General features: G+C 66.2%; 18 protein-coding genes. 1 reads left to right on the top strand and 17 read right to left on the bottom strand.

Translation table 11 applies throughout. From position 1 onward, the window contains the following. Window positions 1-528, top strand: a 528-nt coding sequence (locus AC5RTS_RS12770) for an IS3 family transposase (RefSeq protein WP_493992384.1), incomplete at its 5' end; no start/stop codon positions are given. A 73-nt stretch (window positions 529-601) separates the two neighbouring features. Here AC5RTS_RS12770 and AC5RTS_RS12765 read toward each other — a convergent pair. From AC5RTS_RS12765 to dacB, 17 genes are all read right to left on the bottom strand, one after another. Continuing rightward, window positions 602-3109 carry an ATP-dependent Clp protease ATP-binding subunit gene (locus AC5RTS_RS12765; protein ID WP_493992383.1) on the bottom strand — a complete coding sequence of 836 codons (2508 nt, stop codon included), beginning with the start codon at window positions 3107-3109 and terminating at the stop codon, window positions 602-604. A 94-nt stretch (window positions 3110-3203) separates the two neighbouring features. Next, window positions 3204-3530 carry a histone-like nucleoid-structuring protein Lsr2 gene (locus AC5RTS_RS12760; RefSeq protein WP_493992382.1) on the bottom strand — a complete coding sequence of 109 codons (327 nt, stop codon included), beginning with the start codon at window positions 3528-3530 and terminating at the stop codon, window positions 3204-3206. A gap of 275 nt (window positions 3531-3805) precedes the next feature. Further along, window positions 3806-5260 (bottom strand): lysine--tRNA ligase, encoded by a 1455-nt coding sequence (gene lysS, locus AC5RTS_RS12755; protein WP_493992394.1) that lies wholly within the window; start codon window positions 5258-5260, stop codon window positions 3806-3808. Between the two features lie 132 nt (window positions 5261-5392). Further along, entirely contained in the window at window positions 5393-6286 is an 894-nt protein-coding gene (gene panC / locus AC5RTS_RS12750; protein WP_493992381.1) for a pantoate--beta-alanine ligase, read from the bottom strand. Beyond that, a complete protein-coding gene (locus AC5RTS_RS12745) occupies window positions 6283-7254 on the bottom strand; it encodes a Rossmann-like and DUF2520 domain-containing protein (RefSeq protein ID WP_493992380.1) in 972 nt (323 codons plus the stop codon). Before AC5RTS_RS12745 ends, panC begins: the two co-directional genes overlap by 4 nt. Next, a complete protein-coding gene (locus AC5RTS_RS12740) occupies window positions 7241-8953 on the bottom strand; it encodes a PH domain-containing protein (RefSeq protein ID WP_493992379.1) in 1713 nt (570 codons plus the stop codon). The genes AC5RTS_RS12745 and AC5RTS_RS12740 overlap by 14 nt, the downstream gene beginning before the upstream one ends. Continuing rightward, window positions 8950-9462: a PH domain-containing protein gene (locus AC5RTS_RS12735; RefSeq protein ID WP_493992378.1), complete on the bottom strand. Its 513-nt coding sequence runs from the start codon at window positions 9460-9462 to the stop codon at window positions 8950-8952. The genes AC5RTS_RS12740 and AC5RTS_RS12735 overlap by 4 nt, the downstream gene beginning before the upstream one ends. Further along, the gene (locus AC5RTS_RS12730; RefSeq protein WP_493992377.1) at window positions 9455-9949 is read right to left on the bottom strand and encodes a DUF3180 domain-containing protein; all 495 of its coding nucleotides are present in this window, start codon (window positions 9947-9949) and stop codon (window positions 9455-9457) included. Before AC5RTS_RS12730 ends, AC5RTS_RS12735 begins: the two co-directional genes overlap by 8 nt. Window positions 9950-9953: 4 nt before the next feature. Next, a complete protein-coding gene (folK, locus tag AC5RTS_RS12725; RefSeq protein ID WP_493992376.1) occupies window positions 9954-10445 on the bottom strand; it encodes a 2-amino-4-hydroxy-6-hydroxymethyldihydropteridine diphosphokinase in 492 nt (163 codons plus the stop codon). Then, entirely contained in the window at window positions 10442-10828 is a 387-nt protein-coding gene (gene folB / locus AC5RTS_RS12720; RefSeq protein ID WP_493992393.1) for a dihydroneopterin aldolase, read from the bottom strand. Before folB ends, folK begins: the two co-directional genes overlap by 4 nt. A gap of 20 nt (window positions 10829-10848) precedes the next feature. Then, entirely contained in the window at window positions 10849-11754 is a 906-nt protein-coding gene (folP, locus tag AC5RTS_RS12715) for a dihydropteroate synthase (protein ID WP_493992375.1), read from the bottom strand. Between the two features lie 8 nt (window positions 11755-11762). Next, entirely contained in the window at window positions 11763-12383 is a 621-nt protein-coding gene (gene folE, locus AC5RTS_RS12710) for a GTP cyclohydrolase I FolE (protein WP_493992374.1), read from the bottom strand. Between the two features lie 77 nt (window positions 12384-12460). After that, entirely contained in the window at window positions 12461-14551 is a 2091-nt protein-coding gene (gene ftsH / locus AC5RTS_RS12705; protein ID WP_493992373.1) for an ATP-dependent zinc metalloprotease FtsH, read from the bottom strand. A gap of 176 nt (window positions 14552-14727) precedes the next feature. After that, the gene (gene hpt, locus AC5RTS_RS12700) at window positions 14728-15279 is read right to left on the bottom strand and encodes a hypoxanthine phosphoribosyltransferase (RefSeq protein WP_227903198.1); all 552 of its coding nucleotides are present in this window, start codon (window positions 15277-15279) and stop codon (window positions 14728-14730) included. Between the two features lie 38 nt (window positions 15280-15317). Continuing rightward, complete coding sequence (tilS, locus tag AC5RTS_RS12695; protein ID WP_493992372.1) at window positions 15318-16445, bottom strand: tRNA lysidine(34) synthetase TilS; 1128 nt, start codon at window positions 16443-16445, stop codon at window positions 15318-15320. Between the two features lie 6 nt (window positions 16446-16451). Further along, window positions 16452-17627, bottom strand: a complete 1176-nt coding sequence (locus AC5RTS_RS12690; protein WP_493992371.1) for a zinc-dependent metalloprotease — start codon at window positions 17625-17627, stop codon at window positions 16452-16454. 69 nt (window positions 17628-17696) lie between these two features. Then, on the bottom strand, window positions 17697-19118 hold the full coding sequence (dacB, locus tag AC5RTS_RS12685; RefSeq protein WP_493992370.1) for a D-alanyl-D-alanine carboxypeptidase/D-alanyl-D-alanine endopeptidase: 1422 nt from the start codon (window positions 19116-19118) through the stop codon (window positions 17697-17699). Window positions 19119-19288: the final 170 nt, after the last annotated feature.

The raw sequence follows: 19288 nt of genomic DNA, 5'->3' as shown, positions 1-19288 counted from the left end.
GTGGCCCCGAACCTGCTGAACCGGGAGTTCGAGACTGCTGCACCAAACCAAAAATGGGTTACGGATGTGACCGAGTTCAGGGTCGGTGACCGCAAGCTCTATCTGTCCCCGGTGATGGACCTGTTCGACCGGCAGATCATCTCGTACTCCATCGGGTTGTCCCCAAACCTGGAGCTCACCAACTCCTCGCTGCGCGAAGCCCTCGCCGGCCTCGAGTCCGGCGAGCAGCCACTCGTGCATTCGGATCAGGGATTCCAGTACCAGCACCTGTCCTGGCGGACGCTGCTGAAGAATGCCGGCGCGGTTCAATCAATGTCCCGCAAGGGCAACTGCTACGACAACGCGGTGATGGAGAACTTCTTCGGTCACCTCAAGGAGGAACTCTTCCACCGGGTCCGGTTCCTGAACACCGACGCCCTGACAGCACAGCTCAGTGAGTACATCCGCTGGTACAACAGCGAACGCATCTCGACAAAGCTGAAGGGCCTGAGCCCGGTGCAATACCGTGCTCAGGCCCTCGCGGCCTAGACTTTTATTTGGCCAGTCCAACTTTCGGGGACCAGTTCAATCCGGGGCTTCTTTTGTGCGGAGGCGCTGGGGATTACTCCCCGACTCCGGCCTCGATGGCCGGGTTTGCTTCCTCGATGGCCTTGGGCACACCGTTGCCAACGAAGGTGAACTGCGCTTCGTCGCCTTCACCTTCAACGTCCACGGAGATCGTTTCGCCGGGCTTGATTTCGCCGAAGAGGATCTTCTCGGACAGCTGGTCCTCGATTTCGCGCTGGATGGTCCGGCGCAGCGGCCGGGCACCCATGGCGGGATCGTAGCCGCGGGTGGCCAGCAGAACCTTGGCAGCCGGGGTGAGCTCGATGCTCATGCCCTTGTCTGCCAGGCGCTTGCCCAGGCGGTCCAGGAACAGGTCCACAATCTGGACGATCTCTTCCTGGGTCAGCTGCGGGAAGACCACGGTGTCATCAACACGGTTGAGGAACTCGGGGCGGAAGTGCTGGCGCAGCTCCTCCGTAACCCGGGCCCGCATCCGGTCGTAGCCGGTCTTGGTGTCCGTGCCGGACTGGAAGCCGGTCATGACGCCCTTGGAGATGTCCTTGGTACCAAGGTTGGTCGTCATGATGATGATGGTGTTCTTGAAGTCCACCATCCGGCCCTGCGCATCCGTCAGGCGTCCGTCTTCGAGGATCTGCAGCAGCGAGTTGAAGAGGTCCGAGTGGGCCTTTTCCACCTCGTCGAACAGCACCACGGAGAACGGCTTGCGGCGGACCTTTTCGGTCAGCTGGCCGCCTTCTTCGTAGCCCACGTATCCGGGAGGGGCACCGAACAGGCGCGAGACGGTGTGCTTCTCGGCGTATTCGGACATGTCCAGGGTGATCAGGGCGTCCTCGTCACCGAACAGGAATTCGGCGAGGGCCTTGGCCAGTTCGGTCTTGCCGACGCCGGTGGGGCCGGCGAAGATGAACGAGCCGCCCGGACGCTTCGGGTCCTTCAGTCCGGCACGCGTACGGCGCATGGCCTGCGAGATGGACTTGATGGCCTGGTCCTGGCCGATCACGCGCTTGTGCAGTTCGTCTTCCATCCGCAGCAGGCGGGTGGACTCTTCCTCGTTCAGCTTGACTACGGGGATGCCGGTGGAGTTGGCAAGCACCTCGGCGATGAGTTCCTCATCCACCTCGGCAATGTCATCCAGGCCGCCGGACTTCCACTGGCGTTCCTTCTCCGCACGCTGGTCCTGGAGCTTCTGCTCCTTGTCGCGCAGAGAGGCGGCACCTTCGAAGTCCTGGGAGTCGATGGCGGACTCCTTCTCCATCTTCAGAGCCGAGATCCGCTCGTCGATTTCCTTCAGCTCCGGCGGGGCCGTCATCCGGCGGATCCGCAGGCGTGCACCGGCTTCGTCGATCAGGTCGATCGCCTTGTCCGGCAGGAAACGGTCGCTGATGTAGCGCTCTGCCAGGGTTGCCGCGGAGGCCAGAGCGGCGTCCGTGATGGACACCCGGTGGTGCGCCTCGTAGCGGTCACGCAGGCCCTTGAGGATCTCAATGGCGTGGGCGACCGACGGCTCGGCGACCTGGATCGGCTGGAAGCGGCGTTCCAGGGCAGCATCCTTTTCGATGTGCTTCCGGTACTCATCCAGCGTGGTGGCACCGATGGTCTGCAGCTCGCCCCGGGCCAGCATCGGCTTCAGGATAGATGCAGCGTCAATGGCACCTTCGGCGGCACCCGCACCAACAAGGGTGTGGATCTCGTCGATGAACAGGATGATGTCGCCGCGGGTGCGGATTTCCTTGAGGACCTTCTTCAGGCGTTCCTCAAAGTCACCGCGGTAGCGGGAACCGGCCACCAGTGAACCGAGGTCCAGGGTGTAGAGCTGCTTGTCCTTCAGCGTCTCGGGCACGTCGCCGCGCACAATCGCCTGGGCCAGCCCCTCGACGACGGCGGTCTTGCCGACGCCGGGCTCGCCGATCAGGACGGGGTTGTTCTTGGTCCGGCGTGAGAGCACCTGCATCACGCGTTCCATTTCATGCTCGCGCCCGATAACCGGGTCGAGCTTGGCTTCGCGCGCGGCCTGCGTAAGGTTTCGGCCGAACTGGTCCAGCACCACGGAGCCGGCCGGCTGGCCCTCCTGCTGCTGGCCACCGGTGGAGACGGGCTCCTTGCCCTGGTAGCCCGAGAGCAGCTGGATGACCTGCTGGCGCACACGGTTCAGGTCAGCGCCGAGCTTGACCAGGACCTGTGCGGCCACTCCTTCACCTTCACGGATCAGGCCGAGCAGGATGTGTTCGGTGCCGATGTAGTTATGGCCGAGCTGCAGGGCTTCCCGGAGGGAAAGCTCCAGCACCTTCTTGGCCCGCGGGGTGAAGGGGATATGACCGGTCGGGGCCTGCTGGCCCTGACCGATGATCTCCTGCACCTGTTCGCGGACGGCACCGAGCGAGATGCCCAGGGATTCAAGGGCCTTAGCTGCGACACCTTCACCCTCATGAATGAGCCCAAGCAAGATGTGCTCGGTGCCGATGTAGTTGTGGTTGAGCATGCGGGCCTCTTCTTGGGCAAGCACGACAACGCGACGGGCACGGTCGGTAAATCTTTCAAACATGAGGCACACTCCTAGCTAACGCGTAATTCGATGCTACGTGCCTGAAGGGTGCATTTGGGGCTTGTTCGCCGTCGGCGTGAGAGCCCGGACAGTTCTAGCCTTGTGCAGCGCGGTACGCGTCGATGATCTCGCTGTTGACACGCCCCCGCTCGGAGACCGTGTACCCGTTCTTTCGGGCCCATTCACGGATCTGTGCGGCTTCGTTGCTGCGTGCCGAGCCTGCACTGCGCGGACGGCCCGTACGGCCACCCACCTTGCGGCCGGCATCTACGTAGGCCTTCAGGGCATCGCGGAGGTTTTTCGCATTGTCTTTCGACAGATCAATCTCGTACTGTGACCCGTCCAGGGCGAACCGCACGGTCTCATCCGCACTTCCGCCGTCGAGGTCGTCTACCAGAATAATTTTTACCTTTTGCGCCATGACAGGCTCCTAAGCAGCTATAAACGGGAAGATTTTATGAGACCACTTTAGAGTATGACGCAATTGGTAAAGCCCCGTCAAAGTACCCGGCTATTTATTTTGTTCTTCGCCCGGTTTTTTCTGATCTTTCTCGAGTACACTCTGTTCCGCTTCCCGTTCCGCCTCGGCTAGGGCCTCACGCTCGGACCGATCCGAGTTAAGCAGGGCCTTCATCACGAAATAAAAGAGAGCCGCAACACATACGGATGGCAAGAGTACTTCTACATATTCCATGTCTAACCCAATTCCGGCTTTAGGAGCGGAAACAAAATCGTTTCCCTGATTCCTGCATTCGTGAAAAGCATCACAAGGCGGTCTATTCCGAGTCCGATGCCGCCCATGGGGGGTGCACCGTATTCCAGGGCCCGCAGGAAGTCTTCATCCAGTGCCATGGCTTCGTCATCGCCGTCGGCCGCGAGACGGGACTGGGCAGTCAGCCGTTCGCGCTGAATCACCGGGTCAATGAGCTCGGAGAACGCGGTTCCCCGTTCCATGCCGCCGATGATCAGGTCCCACGCCTCAATGAGCCGCGGATCATTCCGGTTCGGCCGGGCCAGCGGCTGGGCGGAGGGCGGGTAGTCGTAGACAAAGGTGGGCTGCAGCAGGGTGGGCTCCACAATCTCACCGAAGAGTTCGATGACCAGCTTTTCCGCATCCCACTTCGGGTCCACCTTCACGCCGTGCTGCTCGGCAACGGCGCGCAGCGTATCCGCGTCGGTGTCCGGCGTGATCTCGGTGCCGACGGCTTCGGAGAGGCCGGGGTAGACACTCAGCCACCGCCACTCGCCGTCGAGGTCGATGGTTCCGGCCGCGGTTTCGATCTGGCGGCTGCCCAGCAGATCGGCGCAGTGCAGAATGATTTCCTTCATCCGGTCCGCCATCACGTACTGGTCCGCGTAGGCCTCGTAGCATTCCAGGGTGGTGAACTCGGGCGAATGGGTGGAATCGACGCCCTCGTTGCGGAAGATGCGGCCGATCTCGAAGACCCGCTCGATACCGCCGACGACGGCGCGCTTCAGGTAGAGCTCAGTGGCGATGCGCAGGGTCATTTTCTGGTCGAACGCATTCAGGTGCGTTTCGAACGGCCGCGCGGCCGCGCCGCCGTGGACCAGCTGCAGCATGGGGGTTTCCACCTCCACGTAGCCGTGGCCGTGCAGGGTGTCGCGGACGCCGCGGATCACGGCCGCCCGCTTGTAGACCATGTCCCGTGCTTCCTCGCGCACCATCAGGTCCACGTAGCGCTGGCGGACACGGGTTTCCTCGTTCAGCCCGGCGTGCAGGACCGGCAGCGGGCGGAGCGCCTTGGAGGCCATCGACCAGGACTGTGCCATCACGGAGAGTTCGCCGCGGCGCGAGGAGATGACTTCGCCGCGGATAAAGACAATGTCGCCCAGGTCCACGAGGGACTTCCAGTCCGCGAGGGATTCCTCCCCGACGACGCCGAGGCTGAGCATGGCCTGGAGCCGGGTGCCGTCACCTTCCTGCAGGGTGGCAAAGCAGAGCTTTCCGGTGTTGCGGATGAAGACGACGCGGCCGGTAACCCCCACGGTTTCACCGCTGGCCTGGTCCGCCTCAAGGTGGCCGAACTTTTCGCGGACTTCCTTCAGTGAAGCGGTACGCTCCACGCCTACCGGGTAGGCCTCGTCTCCGCGGTCGAGCAGCCGCGACCGCTTCTCGGCGCGGATGCGCATCTGTTCGGAGGTGTCTGCGGCTTCGGGAACGGAGTTAGATGTGGTCACGGTTGTTAAGTTTACAGAGCATAGCGGAGCTCCCGTTCCCCGGCCGTGCGCCGTCGGCGGCACGGGCCGGGGAAAGGCGGCGTCCTAGCGCAGTACCTCGTTGTCGATCAGCCGGACCGGACCAACCCGTGCTGCCAGCAGGGCAAGGGCCTCATCCTGCAGCGGCCCGGAGGCCTCGAGCGGTTCAAGCGTCTGCGGATCCACTACCTCGAAGTAGTCCAGCTCCACGCCGGGCCGGGACCTGACCAGTTCGACGGCGGCTGCCAGGTCCAGCGGTTCTCCGGCCGCGGCCTGTTCCCTGAGCTGCCGCAGCGCCGCCGAGAGGACGAGGGCTGCCTGCCGCTGGCCGGCGTCGAGGAACCGGTTACGGCTGGACTCGGCCAGGCCGTCGGCCGCCCGCACAATCGGCACCGCCGTGATTTCGACCGGGAAGTTCAGGTCCGCGACCATGCGGCGGATCAGTGCCACCTGCTGGGCGTCCTTCTGGCCGAAGTATGCACGGAAACGAGCCGGGACGGGCGGGGCTGCATAGTGGAAGAGCTTGCCGACAACCGTCAGCACACCGTCGAAGTGCCCCGGCCGGGAGGCCCCTTCCCAGCGGGTGCCCATGGTGCCGGCGCTCAGCCGCACCAGCGGAGCCCCGCCGGGGTAGACCTCTTCCTCGGCGGGCGCGAAGACCAGGTCCACGCCGGCCCGCCCGAGCAGTTCCAGATCCGCGTCCAGGGTGCGGGGGTAGCGTTCCAGATCCACCGGGTCATCAAACTGCAGGGGATTCACGAACACCGAGGCGGTGACGACGTCGTTCTCCGCCCGGGCGGCGGCCATCAGGGCAGCGTGCCCCTCATGCAGCGCACCCATGGTGGGGACCAGGGCCAGGGACGGCTGCCGGCCGGGCTCGGCGGCCGCGGCCTTCTTCAGCAGTTCTTCGGTTGCGGTACGCAGTTCGGCGGCTGTGGTGACGAGGCGGGGGGTGTTCAACGCTGTCCTTCTGTATCTGTGTCATTTGGTGTATCTGTGTCATTTGCGGAAGTGGGAGCCTGGTCCGGCTGCAGCGCCTTGAGGATGGCTTCACCCTGTTCGGCGGTGAGGAGTCCGCGCGCCACGGCCCGGACGGCGGTGGCTGCTGAGAGTGCCTGGTAGGCGGAGCGGAGGTCATTGGTGCCGGCGCCGGCCAGCGCCGAAGTGTGGGCGGAGACGGTCCCGACGTCGCCGCGGGCCACCGGCCCTGTCAGGGCACCTTCGCCGGAGGCCAGCGCGTTCTCCAGGGAGGCACGCATCAGCGGTCCGAGCAGGCGGTCCGGCTGCTCGACGCCAAGGCCCGCCAGCAGCTGGGTGGACTGTGAGGCGAGGGTGACCAGGTGGTTGGAGGCATGGGCCAGTGCTGCGTGATAGAGCACCCGGTCAGCTTCATCGATGACCACGGGTTCGGCGCCCATCTCCACCACCAGTGCCTGCGCTATCGGCAGCACCGCGGTCGGGGCGGTGACTCCGAACGAGGCGTCCGCAAGGCGGGTCAGGTCCAGGCTCATGCCGGTGAACGTCATTGCCGGGTGCAGGGCCAGCGGAATGGCACCGGCAGCGCGGGCCGGGGCCAGGATTTCGGTGCCGAACCGGCCGGAGGTATGTGCCACGAGCTGGCCGGCCTGCCAGGCACCGGTCTTCGCCAGCCCGGAGACCAGCGGGCCCAGGGCATCGTCGGGGACGGCCAGCAGCACCAGTTCGGAGCGTTCCACGATGTCCGGGATGTCCAGGATCGGAACCCCGGGAAGCAGGTTTTCCGCCCGCTCGCGGCTGGCCTCGGAGACGGCGGAGACACCTACGATCGCATGTTCCGCTGCGCGCAGGGCCGCCCCCAGCACGGCACCGACGCGGCCGGCGCCGATGACGCCGACCCCCAGCCGGCCGCGGCGGCGGCGTTCTTCGGCGGTGGAATCAGCGGTGTTCATGAGGCGGGTCCTCCAACGGGGCGGGTTCTGGTTCGGGAGCGGATACGTGCATGGGCGGGGTTTGCGGTGCAGGCGCAGCTTCCGGTGCAGGCGCAGTCCCGGCCGGCGGAGCGTCGGCTTCCGGTGCAGGCGCGGGCGCAGTCCCGGCCGGCGGAGCATCGGACCCTGGCAGTGGCGGCGCAGCCGGCGGGCCGGCTGCTTCCGGCCGGCCCGCGGGGCTGAGCCAATGTTCGGGCAGGTCCCGCCTGCGTGCGGACCGGGCACGAAGTGCCTGGTCATTGAGCAACCTGCCGGCGACGTCGGCATCCATCTCCACCACCCGGGGAGAAACCGGCCCGGGCGTGGAGTGCAGAACCAAATCCGCCAGCCGCTGCAACCGCTGCACCGGGCCCTGTTCCAGGGCCAGGGACTGGGTCCGGCTGTGCGGAACCACGTCCAGTGCCCGCCAGAAGAAACCGTGCCGGGACAGCAGGGCCGTCTCGGTCACCAAATAACCGTTCCGGCGCCAGGCGAACGGTGAGCGCCAGCGTGCGCGGCGGGGCGAAACCGCGAACCCTGCATCGGTACCGGTACCGGTCATACCGGCGGTGAACACGCGTACCGGGTCTTCGGTTCCCGGGTCCGGCAGGATCAGGGCGAGCATCTGGAACACTTCCTGCGCAGTGCCCACGGGCAGCACGCGGGTGCGGGCTGAACCTTCCCCGCCGGCGGCCGCGCCGTAGCCGGCCACGTTCACGGAGACCGAGTACCACCCGGTGATCCGCCACAGCGGAGACTGCCGGACCGCCAGCGCCTGGATGCGTCCCGGCGGCACGGTCTGTGCCCGGGTGTCCAGCAGCCCCGAATGGATCCGGATGCCGTCGCGGGAAACCGAGGCACGGAAGTTGAAAGAGGAGCTGAACATCTGCCAGTACGCGCTGCCGAACCCGAAAATGATCGGCACCATGGCCGCAAAGGATGCCGGCTCTCCGGTGACGGCCGTCAGTGTGATCACCCCGGCGATGGCCAGCACCAGGAAAACGGTGGTGCCGGAGAGAAGTGCGGAGGCGATGACACGGCCGGCTGACAAGGCCAGTACCTGCCGTTCGCCGGGCACGGTGTCGGATGCGGCAGGCTTGCCGGTATCCGCACCGGCAGCCGGCTCCTCCCCGGCACCGGACGCGCCGGCCAGGATCCGCGCGCGCAGCTGCTGGGCATCCGGAAGGCGCAGGTAGGCCAGCCGCACCGCCGATTCCCCGGCGTCGGCCACTTCAAAGCGCAGCTCCGCGAGTCCGAAGATCCGGGCCAGCAGGGGCTGGACAATATCGATCGCCTGGACCCGGTCCAGCCGTGCCTGCCGCTGCTGGCGGAACAGGACTCCGGAATGGACACGGATGTGCTCACCGGTGAGCTGGTAGCGGGTGAACCACCAGGACAGGAAGAAGGAAAGGGAAATGATCAGCAGCACCGCGCCGATTGCGAGCAGTGACCACAACAGTGCCCGGCCTTCGGGCAGGTGCGTCCCATCGCCGGCAAAAACCGCTTCGAGCTGGTCCCGTCCCACGAAGTAGGCCAGTGCCGCCAGTGCCAGCCAGCCCCGAACCATCGGCGAGACCGGGTGCACCCGCTGCCAGTCCGGCTGCTGTTTGGCCACCGGCACGGTCCGGTCCAGCGCGGAAGCTTCCGGCTCCCGGCCCGGCCCGGGGGCGGTGCCGCTCACAGTCCGGCCAGCTGCGCTTCGCCGCGCGCTGACAGGTGTTCGCGCAGGCGGGCGCCTTCTTCCGCGGGCAGCCCGGCGATGCTGGCGTTGGTTCCGGGGGCTGCGGTGTGGAGCTTCAAGGTGCAGAGTCCAAAGGCCCGTTCCAGGGGCCCTACCGCCACGTCCACATACTGCATCCGCCCGTAGGGGACCACCAGCGTGCGCTGGAAAAAGATACCGCGGCGCAGCAGCAGATCCTCGTTACGTTCGGCGTAGCCGATGGCGCGGACCTGGCGGGGCAGCAGGAGGCCCCGCCACAGCAGGGTGGCGGCGAAGAAGGCCGGAAGCCCCCAGGCCAGCCATGCCGGATAACCGGGCCAGACACCGGTCAGCCGCAGCACCAGCGGGATGCCGGTCAGCACAACGGTGATGACGGTTTCCACAGCCCAGCCCAGCAGCCGCACCCGCAGATACTTGGGTGAGACGTGCCGCCAGTCCACGGCGGGCGGGTCAATTGCTTCGCTAGGCATATTCTTCCCCGTCTTCGGTTCCGGGTGCGGACCCGGTTCCGTCCTTGTCATCCGGCGGCAGCTTGCAGAACCGCTCCACGGTCAGTCCCGCGGCGATCATAACCATTGCTCCGATACTTACTGCCAGCGCAGTCCAGGTAGGTGCATGCCCCGGCCGCAGGGACAACAGCGGCAGCAGTCCCAGGAACACAGCAGCATGCCAGCCCAGCAGCAGGGACCCGGCATAGGTGATGGCCTGGGCCAGGACCACGGTCCGGGCAGCGGTAATGGGATTGAGCGCCCGGTCCCGGCTGCCGTTGCGCCAGCGGCGCACCCGCAGTCCCAGAACAACGGTGACTGCCACCACGACCACAATGGCCAGCAGTGCCGCCGAGCTCAGCACAGGCGCCGGATAGCCGTTTTCGGACAGGAAGGAGTTCACGGCCCAGCCGGCCACGCCGGCGGCCGCGGCGATCACGGCCAGCCAACGGTAGCGGATGGTGCTCACGAGCTCAGTCTCCTTCGAAAATTTCGAGCCCGGAAAGATCCTCGGCGCGGGCGGCCAGCTCGGCCACGGGTACCGAGTCCAGCCGGGCATCAGGTTCCATCCAGGCCCAGGGCTGCAGGACAAACGCCCTGTCCGCAGCCCGCGGATGGGGAATGGTGAGGTCCGGTTCGTCCAGATGCAGGTCACCGTACGTGATGATGTCGACGTCGAGCGTCCGCGGCCCCCAGCGGACCTCACGCACGCGGTCGTGCCGGGCCTCCACCGCCTGGCAGTGCGCCAGCAGGGCATGGGGGTCCAGTCCGGTCTCCACCGCAACCACCAGGTTGAGGTAGTCGGGCTGCTCCGGGCCGCCCACCGGCTTGGTCCGCACCACCGGGGATACAGCAGCCAGACGCATTTGAGGATGGTCGGCGAGGTCGGCGACGGCCGCTGAGAGGGTGTCCCGGCTTTCACCGAGGTTGCTGCCCAGGGCAAGGATGGCATGCACGGTACTCATGCGCGCTCCCTCAGGATGGTGACCGCTACATCGCCGAAGTCAACGGCAATGGGGGCCTTGGGTTTATGCACGGTGACCTCTACGGCCGCCAGCACCGGGAAGGATTCCAGCACGGTGTCGCCGATCCGGCCGGCCAGGGCCTCGATCAGGTTCAGCGGCTCGCCGGTGATGACCTTGACGGCGCACTCGGCCACCTCGCCGTAATGTGCCGTCAGCGTCAGGTCATCAGTGGCTGCTGCCGGACCGAGGTCCGTGAACAGCACCAGATCCACAATGAACGGCTGCCCGTCGCGGCGCTCCTCCGGGAAGACCCCGTGGTAGCCCGTGGCTGAAATGCCCGTCAAGGTGATCCGGTCCGGTACCTCGGTCCCGCGCCGGCCCATACCGGCGGTTCCGGGCACGCCTAGCCCTGCCAGGCCGCGGCGGTCTTAACGGCGTCGAGGCTGGCCGGCACATTGTGCACCCGCACTGCCCAGACGCCGGACGCGGCGGCCAGCGCGCTCACCGCTGCGGTGGCATTGTCGCGTTCGAGCGGGGGTGCCGCCTTGCCGAAGCTGGTAAGCAGGGATCCCAGGAACCGCTTGCGGGAGGCACCGATCAGCACGCGGTGGCCCAGTGCGCCGATCCGGTCGATGCCGCGCAGCAGCGCCCAGTCATGCTCCGCCGTCTTGGCGAATCCCAGTCCGGGATCAACAATGATCTGCTCCGGGGTGACGCCTGCGGCATAGAACCGGTCCCGAACCTTCGTGAGTTCTTCCACAACGTCTGCAACGACGTCGTCGTAGGTCGCGTTCGGGTCATTGCTGCGCACGCTGCCGCGGCTGTGCATCAGGATGTAGGAAACACCGGTCCGTGCCACCAGGGCGGCCATGTCCGGATCGGTTTCCGTGCCGGACACATCATTGATGATCAGTGCACCGGCGGCGATGGCTTTTTCCGCGGTGGACGCGTTCATGGTGTCCACGCTGACGAGGGCGCCCGCCCGGACCAGGGCTTCGATGACCGGCAGGACGCGTTCCTGCTCTTCCTCGGCGGAAATGCGCACGGAATCCGGGCGGGTGGACTCACCGCCGACGTCGATGATGTCCGCGCCGTCGTAGTGCATTTTCAGACCGGCGCGGATGGCGGCATCGGTATCCGCGTAGCTGCCTCCGTCGCTGAACGAATCCGGGGTGACGTTCAGGATGCCCATGACCAGGGTGCGGTCGGCGGGGAGGTCGGCGAAGGTGCGGGCGGCGCGGGCGGGGCGCACCACCGGCAGCGGCGTCGTAGCCGGTCCGGTGCCGGGTGCGGCGGCGAGTGAATCCATGGTGGTCCTTATCGTCCGAGTATCAGGCTCATTGCTTCAGCACGGGTCGCGGTTTCGCGCAGCTGTCCGCGGACCGCGGACGTTACTGTCTTCGCGCCCGGCTTGCGTACCCCGCGCATGGACATGCACAGGTGCTCACATTCAATAACTACTATGGCACCGCGCGGTTCAAGATGGGTCATCAGGGCGTCCACGATCTGGGTGGTCAGGCGCTCCTGCACCTGCGGACGCCGGGCGTAAACCTCCACCAGCCGGGCCAGCTTGGACAGTCCCGTCACCTTGCCTTCGTGCGAGGGAATGTATCCGATGTGCGCGGTGCCGTGGAAGGGCACCAAGTGGTGCTCGCAGGTGGAATAGAAAGCGATGTCCTTAACCAGCACCATTTCCTCATGGTCCAGATCGAAGGTCGTGGCCAGCAGATCGGTGGGGTTCTGGTGCAGCCCGGAAAAGATTTCCGTATAGGACTTGGCCACCCGCCGGGGGGTGTCCTTTAAACCGTCACGGTCCGGGTCCTCCCCGATAGCGAGGAGGATCTCCCGGACCGCACGTTCAATCCTTGGCTGGTCCACCGGGGATGCGGCAGCTGCACCGGCGTCTTCGGCCAGCAGGTCATCATCGAAATCCGTCACTGGTCGATCTTACCGTGCCGGGCGTTGACGCCCGGCGGCGCCTTCATCCGCCGCGACGTCCCCGAAGGGCCGCCTGCTTAGGCCCCCTGGTCGTCCTGACCGGCGTCGGAGCTGCCGCTGCGCCCGGTGTGGCCGCCCTGCCCGCTGCTTTCCGGCTGGGGCAGGCCGTTGGAGGACACGTCGAAGTCCTGCGGCAGGTCGGCGTCGGCGATCTGGTCCTGCGGAGCCACCGAGGCGGGATCCGGGGCACCGATTTCCTTTGCTTCCCGGCGTTCGCGCGGGGACACCACGGGCGGAATGCTGTGTACCGGGCGGGTGGGCTTGGACAGCCAGACCTCCCGGACATCGCGCTGGCGCACGTCGGAGAAGATCTCCGCGATTTCCTTCTGGTTCAGCGTCTCGCGTTCCAGCAGTTCCAGGGCCAGCCGGTCCAGGACGTCACGGTTCTCCGTCAGGATCTGGTACGCCTCGTCATGGGCGTTGTCGAGCAGCCGGCGCACTTCCTCATCCACCACGTAGGCCACCTGGTCGGAGTAGTTGCGCTCCTGGCTCATGTCCCGGCCCAGGAAGGGTTCGCCGCCGCCGGAGCCGAGCTTGACCGAACCGATCCGCTCGCTCATGCCGTACTGCGTGACCATCTTGCGGGCCGTGGACGTGGCCTTCTCGATGTCATTGGATGCACCCGTGGACGGATCATGGAAGACGATTTCCTCGGCAACCCGGCCGCCCATGGCGTAGGCCAGCTGGTCCAGCAGCTCATTGCGGGTCACCGAGTACTTGTCATCCTGCGGCAGGACCATGGTGTAACCCAGTGCCCGGCCGCGCGGCAGGATGGTCACCTTGGTGACCGGGTCGGTATTGCGCAGCGCCGCAGCCACCAGGGCGTGGCCGCCCTCGTGATAGGCCGTGATTTTGCGTTCCAGTTCCTTCATCACGCGGCTGCGCTTCTGCGGGCCGGCAATCACGCGGTCAATGGCCTCGTCCAGGGCGCGGTCATCAATCAGGTCCGCGTTGGAGCGGGCGGTCAGCAGTGCTGCTTCGTTGAGCACGTTGGCGAGATCCGCACCGGTGAAGCCCGGAGTCTTGCGGGCCACGGTCTCAAGGTCCACGCCCTCAGCCATCGGCTTGCCCTTGGAGTGGACCTGCAGGATCCGCAGCCGGCCCTGCATGTCGGGTGCCTCAACGCCAATCTGGCGGTCGAAGCGGCCCGGGCGCAGCAGCGCGGGGTCCAGGACATCGGGACGGTTGGTGGCTGCGATCAGGATGACGTTGGCATTGGCATCAAAGCCGTCCATTTCCACCAGCAGCTGGTTCAGCGTCTGCTCGCGTTCGTCATTGCCGCCGCCCACGCCGGCACCGCGGTGACGGCCGACGGCGTCGATCTCATCCACGAAGATGATGGCCGGAGCGTTGGTCTTGGCCTGCTCGAAGAGGTCGCGGACGCGGGAGGCGCCCACACCGACGAACATTTCCACGAAGTCGGAGCCGGAAATCGAGTAGAACGGGACACCGGCCTCGCCGGCAACGGCGCGGGCCAGCAGGGTTTTACCGGTACCGGGAGGGCCGTAAAGCAGCACGCCCTTGGGGATCTTGGCGCCCACGGCCTGGAACTTGGCCGGATCCTGCAGGAATTCCTTGATCTCGTGGAGTTCCTCGACGGCCTCGTCGGCCCCGGCGACGTCATCAAAGGTGACCTGCGGCATGTCCTTGTTGGTCAGCTTGGCCCGGGACTTGCCGAACTTCATGACCTGGGAGCCGCCGCCCTGCATCCGGCTCATGAGGAACCAGAAGATCACGCCGATGATGATGAACGGCAGGAGCAGGCCCAGGAAACTGGTGAACCAGTTGTTCTGCACGGGCTGGTCGGTGAAGTTCGCGCCGGAATCGTTGACCGCGTCGACAATTTCCTCGCCTCGCGCGGAGCTGAAGAAGAACTGCACATTGGTGCCCTTGTCACCGAGCGGGTCCTTCAGTGTCAGGTCAACGCGCTGGTCGCCGTCGTAGATCTTTGCCTGCGACACTTTGTCGCCGTTAAGAAGTTCAAGGCCTTCTTTGGTGTCCACTTGGGAAGCGCCGGTGCCGGAAAGGCTGGGCAGGATGATCAAAAGAGCGGCCAATGCCAGCGCGATCCATATGACCGGCCCCTTGAAGAAGTTCTTGGATTTCATTCGTCGTCAGGGCTAAGCCCCGTCCCTCCTGATCAACAACGCTGGTATGCGCGGAATTTACCTACTAGCTATACACCGTCTCCAAAAGAACACGGGCGGCCTCGGGGTTTAGTTCCCTCAGGGCGTAGCGCTCTGGCGTGATGGTGATCGCACGGAACGGGGCGAAGTCCGCGGGGTTATTCGTAGACGTGCGGAGCGAGGGTGCCGATGAAGTCCAGGTTGCGGTACCTCTCGGCAAAGTCGAGTCCGTATCCGACAACGAATTCGTTGGGGATCTCGTACCCGACATACTTCACGTCAATTTCCACCTTGGCAGCATCCGGCTTGCGCAGCAGGGTGCAGATTTCCACACTGGCGGGGCCGCGGGACTCCAGGTTGGTGCGCAGCCAGGACAGGGTCAGGCCGGAATCGATGATGTCTTCGACAATCAGCACATGCTTGCCGAGCAGGTCGGTTTCCAGGTCCTTCAGGATCCGGACGACGCCGGAGGACTGGGTGCCGGAGCCGTAGGAGGACACGGCCATCCAGTCCATGGTGACGTGGCTGTGCAGGGCGCGGGACAGGTCCGCCATCACCATCACTGCACCCTTGAGGACGCCGACGAGGAGGACGTCGCGGCCGGCGTAGTCGCGGTCAATTTCGGCCGCCAGTTCATTGACCCGGTTTTGGATCTGTTCCTTGGTGTAGAGAACGTGCTTGAGATCTGACTGGACGTCGTGTGAATCCACGAATGACTCCCGGGTGCGCAGTGTTGCAGCTTTGGATGTTAGGTGCTGCTCTTTTTCCTAAAAACAAGATTGCCATAGCTTGAGCCGCCGTGGTGAACCGCTTTACTGCGCGGCTGGCGGTACACACTGACTTTGCCCACCAGCTGGACGGGTCCGGCGGAGCCGGTGCGGCGCAGCAGCGACTCGACCGCTGCCAGCCGTTCGTAGCTCGGCTGGGCCCCGCCCAGGGCAAGCGCCGCGAGGGCCAGCACACGCTGGCGGAGGGCCGCAGGAAGGTCCCTCAGCTCCGCTTCGGGCAGCAGCAGTTCCGTCGCATTACTGCCGGGCCCGGCGGGCGGTTCCCGGCGCAGTTCCTCGAACGTCCGGGCCGCCGTCTCATCCAGATAGTCGGCATCGGCAGAGAGGATACGTGAGGAACGGAACAGTGCCTCCGCTATTCCCGGACCGAGTTTCTCCTCCAGGTACGGCAGCACCTCGGTGCGGACACGGGAGCGGGCATAGGCGGAATCCCGGTTGCTGGGATCGTGCCAGGGGTCCAGGCCGGCATGCTCGCAGATTTCCATAGTTGCTTCGCGGCGCAGGCCCAGGAACGGGCGCAGGTACTTTCCGCGGACTGCGGGCATGCCCGCCAGTGACCGGGTGCCGGAACCGCGCATCAGTCCCAGCAGGACCTGCTCGGCCTGGTCATCAAGCGTGTGGCCCAGCAGCACGGCGCCGGCGCCGAGTTCCTCCACCGCGGCATCCAGGGCGGCGTAGCGGACGGTTCGTGCTGCCGCTTCGGGTCCCATGCCCGAGGAGGGCACGGTGACCTGTCGTACGAGGACGGGCGCCAGGCCCATGGCGTCCAGCTTCTGCCGGGCCTGCTCCGCCACGGCGGCGCTGCCTTCCTGCAGACCGTGGTCCACCACCACGGCGCCCACCCGGTAGTCCCCGCGGCGGGAGAAGAAGGAAGCGGCCTCCGCCAGGGCAAGGGAGTCCGGTCCGCCGCTGCAGGCAACCAGGATCAGCGGCGGCTCGTTGCCGCCCGGCGCGAGGCCTGCGTCGCGGAGGGCATCGCGGATGCTGTTCCGGGCATCGCCGAGGGTGGGCAGAAGCCGTTTGCGTACGCGCGGCGCCGGGCGGGAAGGCGCACCGGAGCCGGGAATTACAGATTCTTCATTGCGCACGTTCGGTTACAGTCCCATCCTGGCGATCCATAGGTCCGCGGAGTGGATCTCCGCTTCGGTGGGCAGGTTTTCGGCCTTCTCCCAAACCCGGTTGAAGCCTTCCATCCCCACCTGGCCGGTCACGGTGCGGACAAAACGGGCACCGTCACTGTACTGGCGCATCTTGGCGTCCAGGCCCATGATCTGCCGGAAGAAACGGTCGATCCACCCCCGTTTGGCACCCCGGTTGTTGAACCGCTGCCGGATGGTTTTCACGCTGGGCACAATGCTGGCGTCCACGGCGTCCATCACCACGTTGGCATGGCCCTCCAGCAGGGACATAACCGCTGTCAGATGCGAGAGGCGTTCCTTGTCCTGCGGGTCCTGCAGCAGCGAAAGGAGGTCGACCGGCTTACGGGGCACGCCGTCGTCGTCCTTCGCCTCCGGTCCGGCGGGATTGGTTGCCAGCGCCTTCACGGCGGAGCCCAGGCGCTCGGAAAGGGTCTGCGCCTTGTCCATCATGCCGTTGGAGAGCTGGCTGATCTGTTCCAGCATGTGACTGCGCAGCCACGGCGCCGCCGCGAACTGCACCCGGTGGGTCTGCTCGTGCAGGCAGACCCAGAGCCGGAAGTCATCCGGCTCCACGTTGAGCTCGCGTTCCAGGGTGATGATGTTCGGCGCCACGAGCAGCAGCCGCCCGCCGGGTTTGCCTACCCCGCCCAGGGCGGCAAAGGGATCATACTGGCCCAGGACCTTGCTGGAGAGGAAGGCCAGGACTGCGCCCAGCTGCGCGCCGGTCATGGTGCCGCCCAGGGCGGTGTTGGCCGCTTCGAGCTGCTCGGGACGGGTTTCGGCCAGGTGCTGCAGGGCCGGGCCCATCAGCACGGAGAAGCTCTGCGAGTTGGCGCGGGCCCAGGAGGCCCTGTCCACCACGAGGACGTCGGAATCCCGCAGGTCACGCGCCGCCTCGAGGCCGGTGATCCGGTGCACGTGGGCCACGGAGGCATCGGCTGCGGCACGCAGGTCAGCCACTGCTTCGCGGATTTCACGGGCGGACATCTTCGGGCCCGGCGCCACCATGGCTGCGGCAGTGGATGCGGCCAGGTCCCAGTTCACCAGTGCCGGTGCTTTGTCCGGGGAGGGAGACTTTTCGGTAGACGGCTTGCGGTCATGGCTCAGACGGCTTCGTTCGTTGCGCTCCATTGGTCCATTCGACCACATTGCCCATTCGAGGACACCACCCGGTATCCGATGCGGGGCGCCGGACCTGGCTCAGCGGCAGCCGCAGCCGGCGAGGACCGCTGCCGCGGAATCCACCGCATCCCTGGCGGCCGCGGTGTTTCCGTCAAGACCGTCGGCTACGAAGGTGAAGGCGAGCACCCGCCCGTCGGCGTCGGTGGCGTAGCCGCTCAGTGCCGTGACGGCGAACAGCGTCCCGGTCTTGGCGCGGACAATGCCCGCGGCGTCTTCATCCGCGTCCTCATCAAAGCGTCCGGCAAGAGTTCCGCTCAGCGCCGCCACCGGCAGCCCTCCGGTGACCGAGCGCAGGTCCGGGTCCGGGGAGGTCAGGAGGATCCGCATCAGCGCTGTCAGCTGTTCCGCAGAAACGGAGGTTTCCGCGGACAGGCCGCTGGTGTCGCCCAGCACCAGGGAGCCGGTGTCCACGCCCAGGGCACCCACCTCGGACCGGACGGCCTCGATGCCTCCGGCGAAGGACGGTTCGCGGCCCGTTGCCTCGGCGGTGAGCCGGCCCAATGCCTCGGCCAGGTAATTGTCCGAGGTCAGCAGCATATAGTCGACCTGTTCGGCGAGCGGGGCGGAGCGGACTTCGGCCAGGGTACCGGCATCCTCCGGAGCGGTGCCGCGCTCCACCGTGGTCCGCACTTCGACGCCGTCCATGGCCTCCGCCAGTGCCGCGCGGTAGGCCTCGCCTGCCGACAGGGCCGGGTCCTCGACCCGCGGTCCGGGACCTGTCCCCTCCTCCAGCCACGCCGAACTGACGGCGAGGGCATGGACCGGGGCGATTTCCCCGGCCTCGATGTCCGCCTCGCCCCAGGCGTCGGAGAGGGCGGGGCCGGTGAACAGGGAATCATCCACCTGCACGGTGACCGGGCCGGTGGTTCCGTTTTCCCGCAGTGCAGCGGCGGTCTGCTCCGCCAGGGTGGCCAGGCCGGCGCGGCCGGCGATGGAATCGGGGTCTGATTCCCCTGCAGTCAGCAGTACGTCCCCGCCCCCGCGCAGGATCACCGTTCCGGGTTCATCCCCTTCCAGCGCGGAGGTCGGAAAGCTGGTCTCAGCGCCCATCGCGGACATGGCCGCTGCAGCCGTGAGGATTTTCAGGGTGGATGCGGGAGCCAGCCCGGTGTCCCCGCCGCGGTCATAGAGCACAGTGCCGGTCAGCGCGTCGGTGACCACCGCATGGAATGCTCCGCTGCCTTCGACGGCAAGTTCCGCGTCCAGGAGCCTGCCGAGCTGTTCCGGGTTCGGCAGGGGATCCGTTGCCTGCGGGGCGGTGACCGGCCCGCTGCCGGTCAGTGCGGCAGGGGGGCGCAGGTGCTCCGGCAGCACTTCGGCGCGCTGGGCGCCGGCACCGGCCAGCGACTGCGTGAGCGGCGGGAGCACGTAGAAGGCCAGCGGAGCCAGCAGTACCGCGAAGGCAAGCGCCAGCAGCGTGCCGGAGAACATCCGAGACATGCCCTCACCGACTCCTTCGCTCCGCCGGTTATTCCCCGGCTGTTCCTCATCCGTGCACGGTTCCGCGCACGGGACATATATCTTTAAGACTAGACCGACGCCGGAGTCCGTCCCGACCTTCCGTCAGCGCGGAAGTATCCGCGGGGCGCACCGGCGCATGATCCTTAGAC

The organism is Arthrobacter sp. MDT1-49-2 (assembly GCF_059090185.1).
The sequence above is the reverse complement of the archived record's forward strand: the minus strand, read 5'-3'. Positions and strand labels throughout refer to the sequence as shown.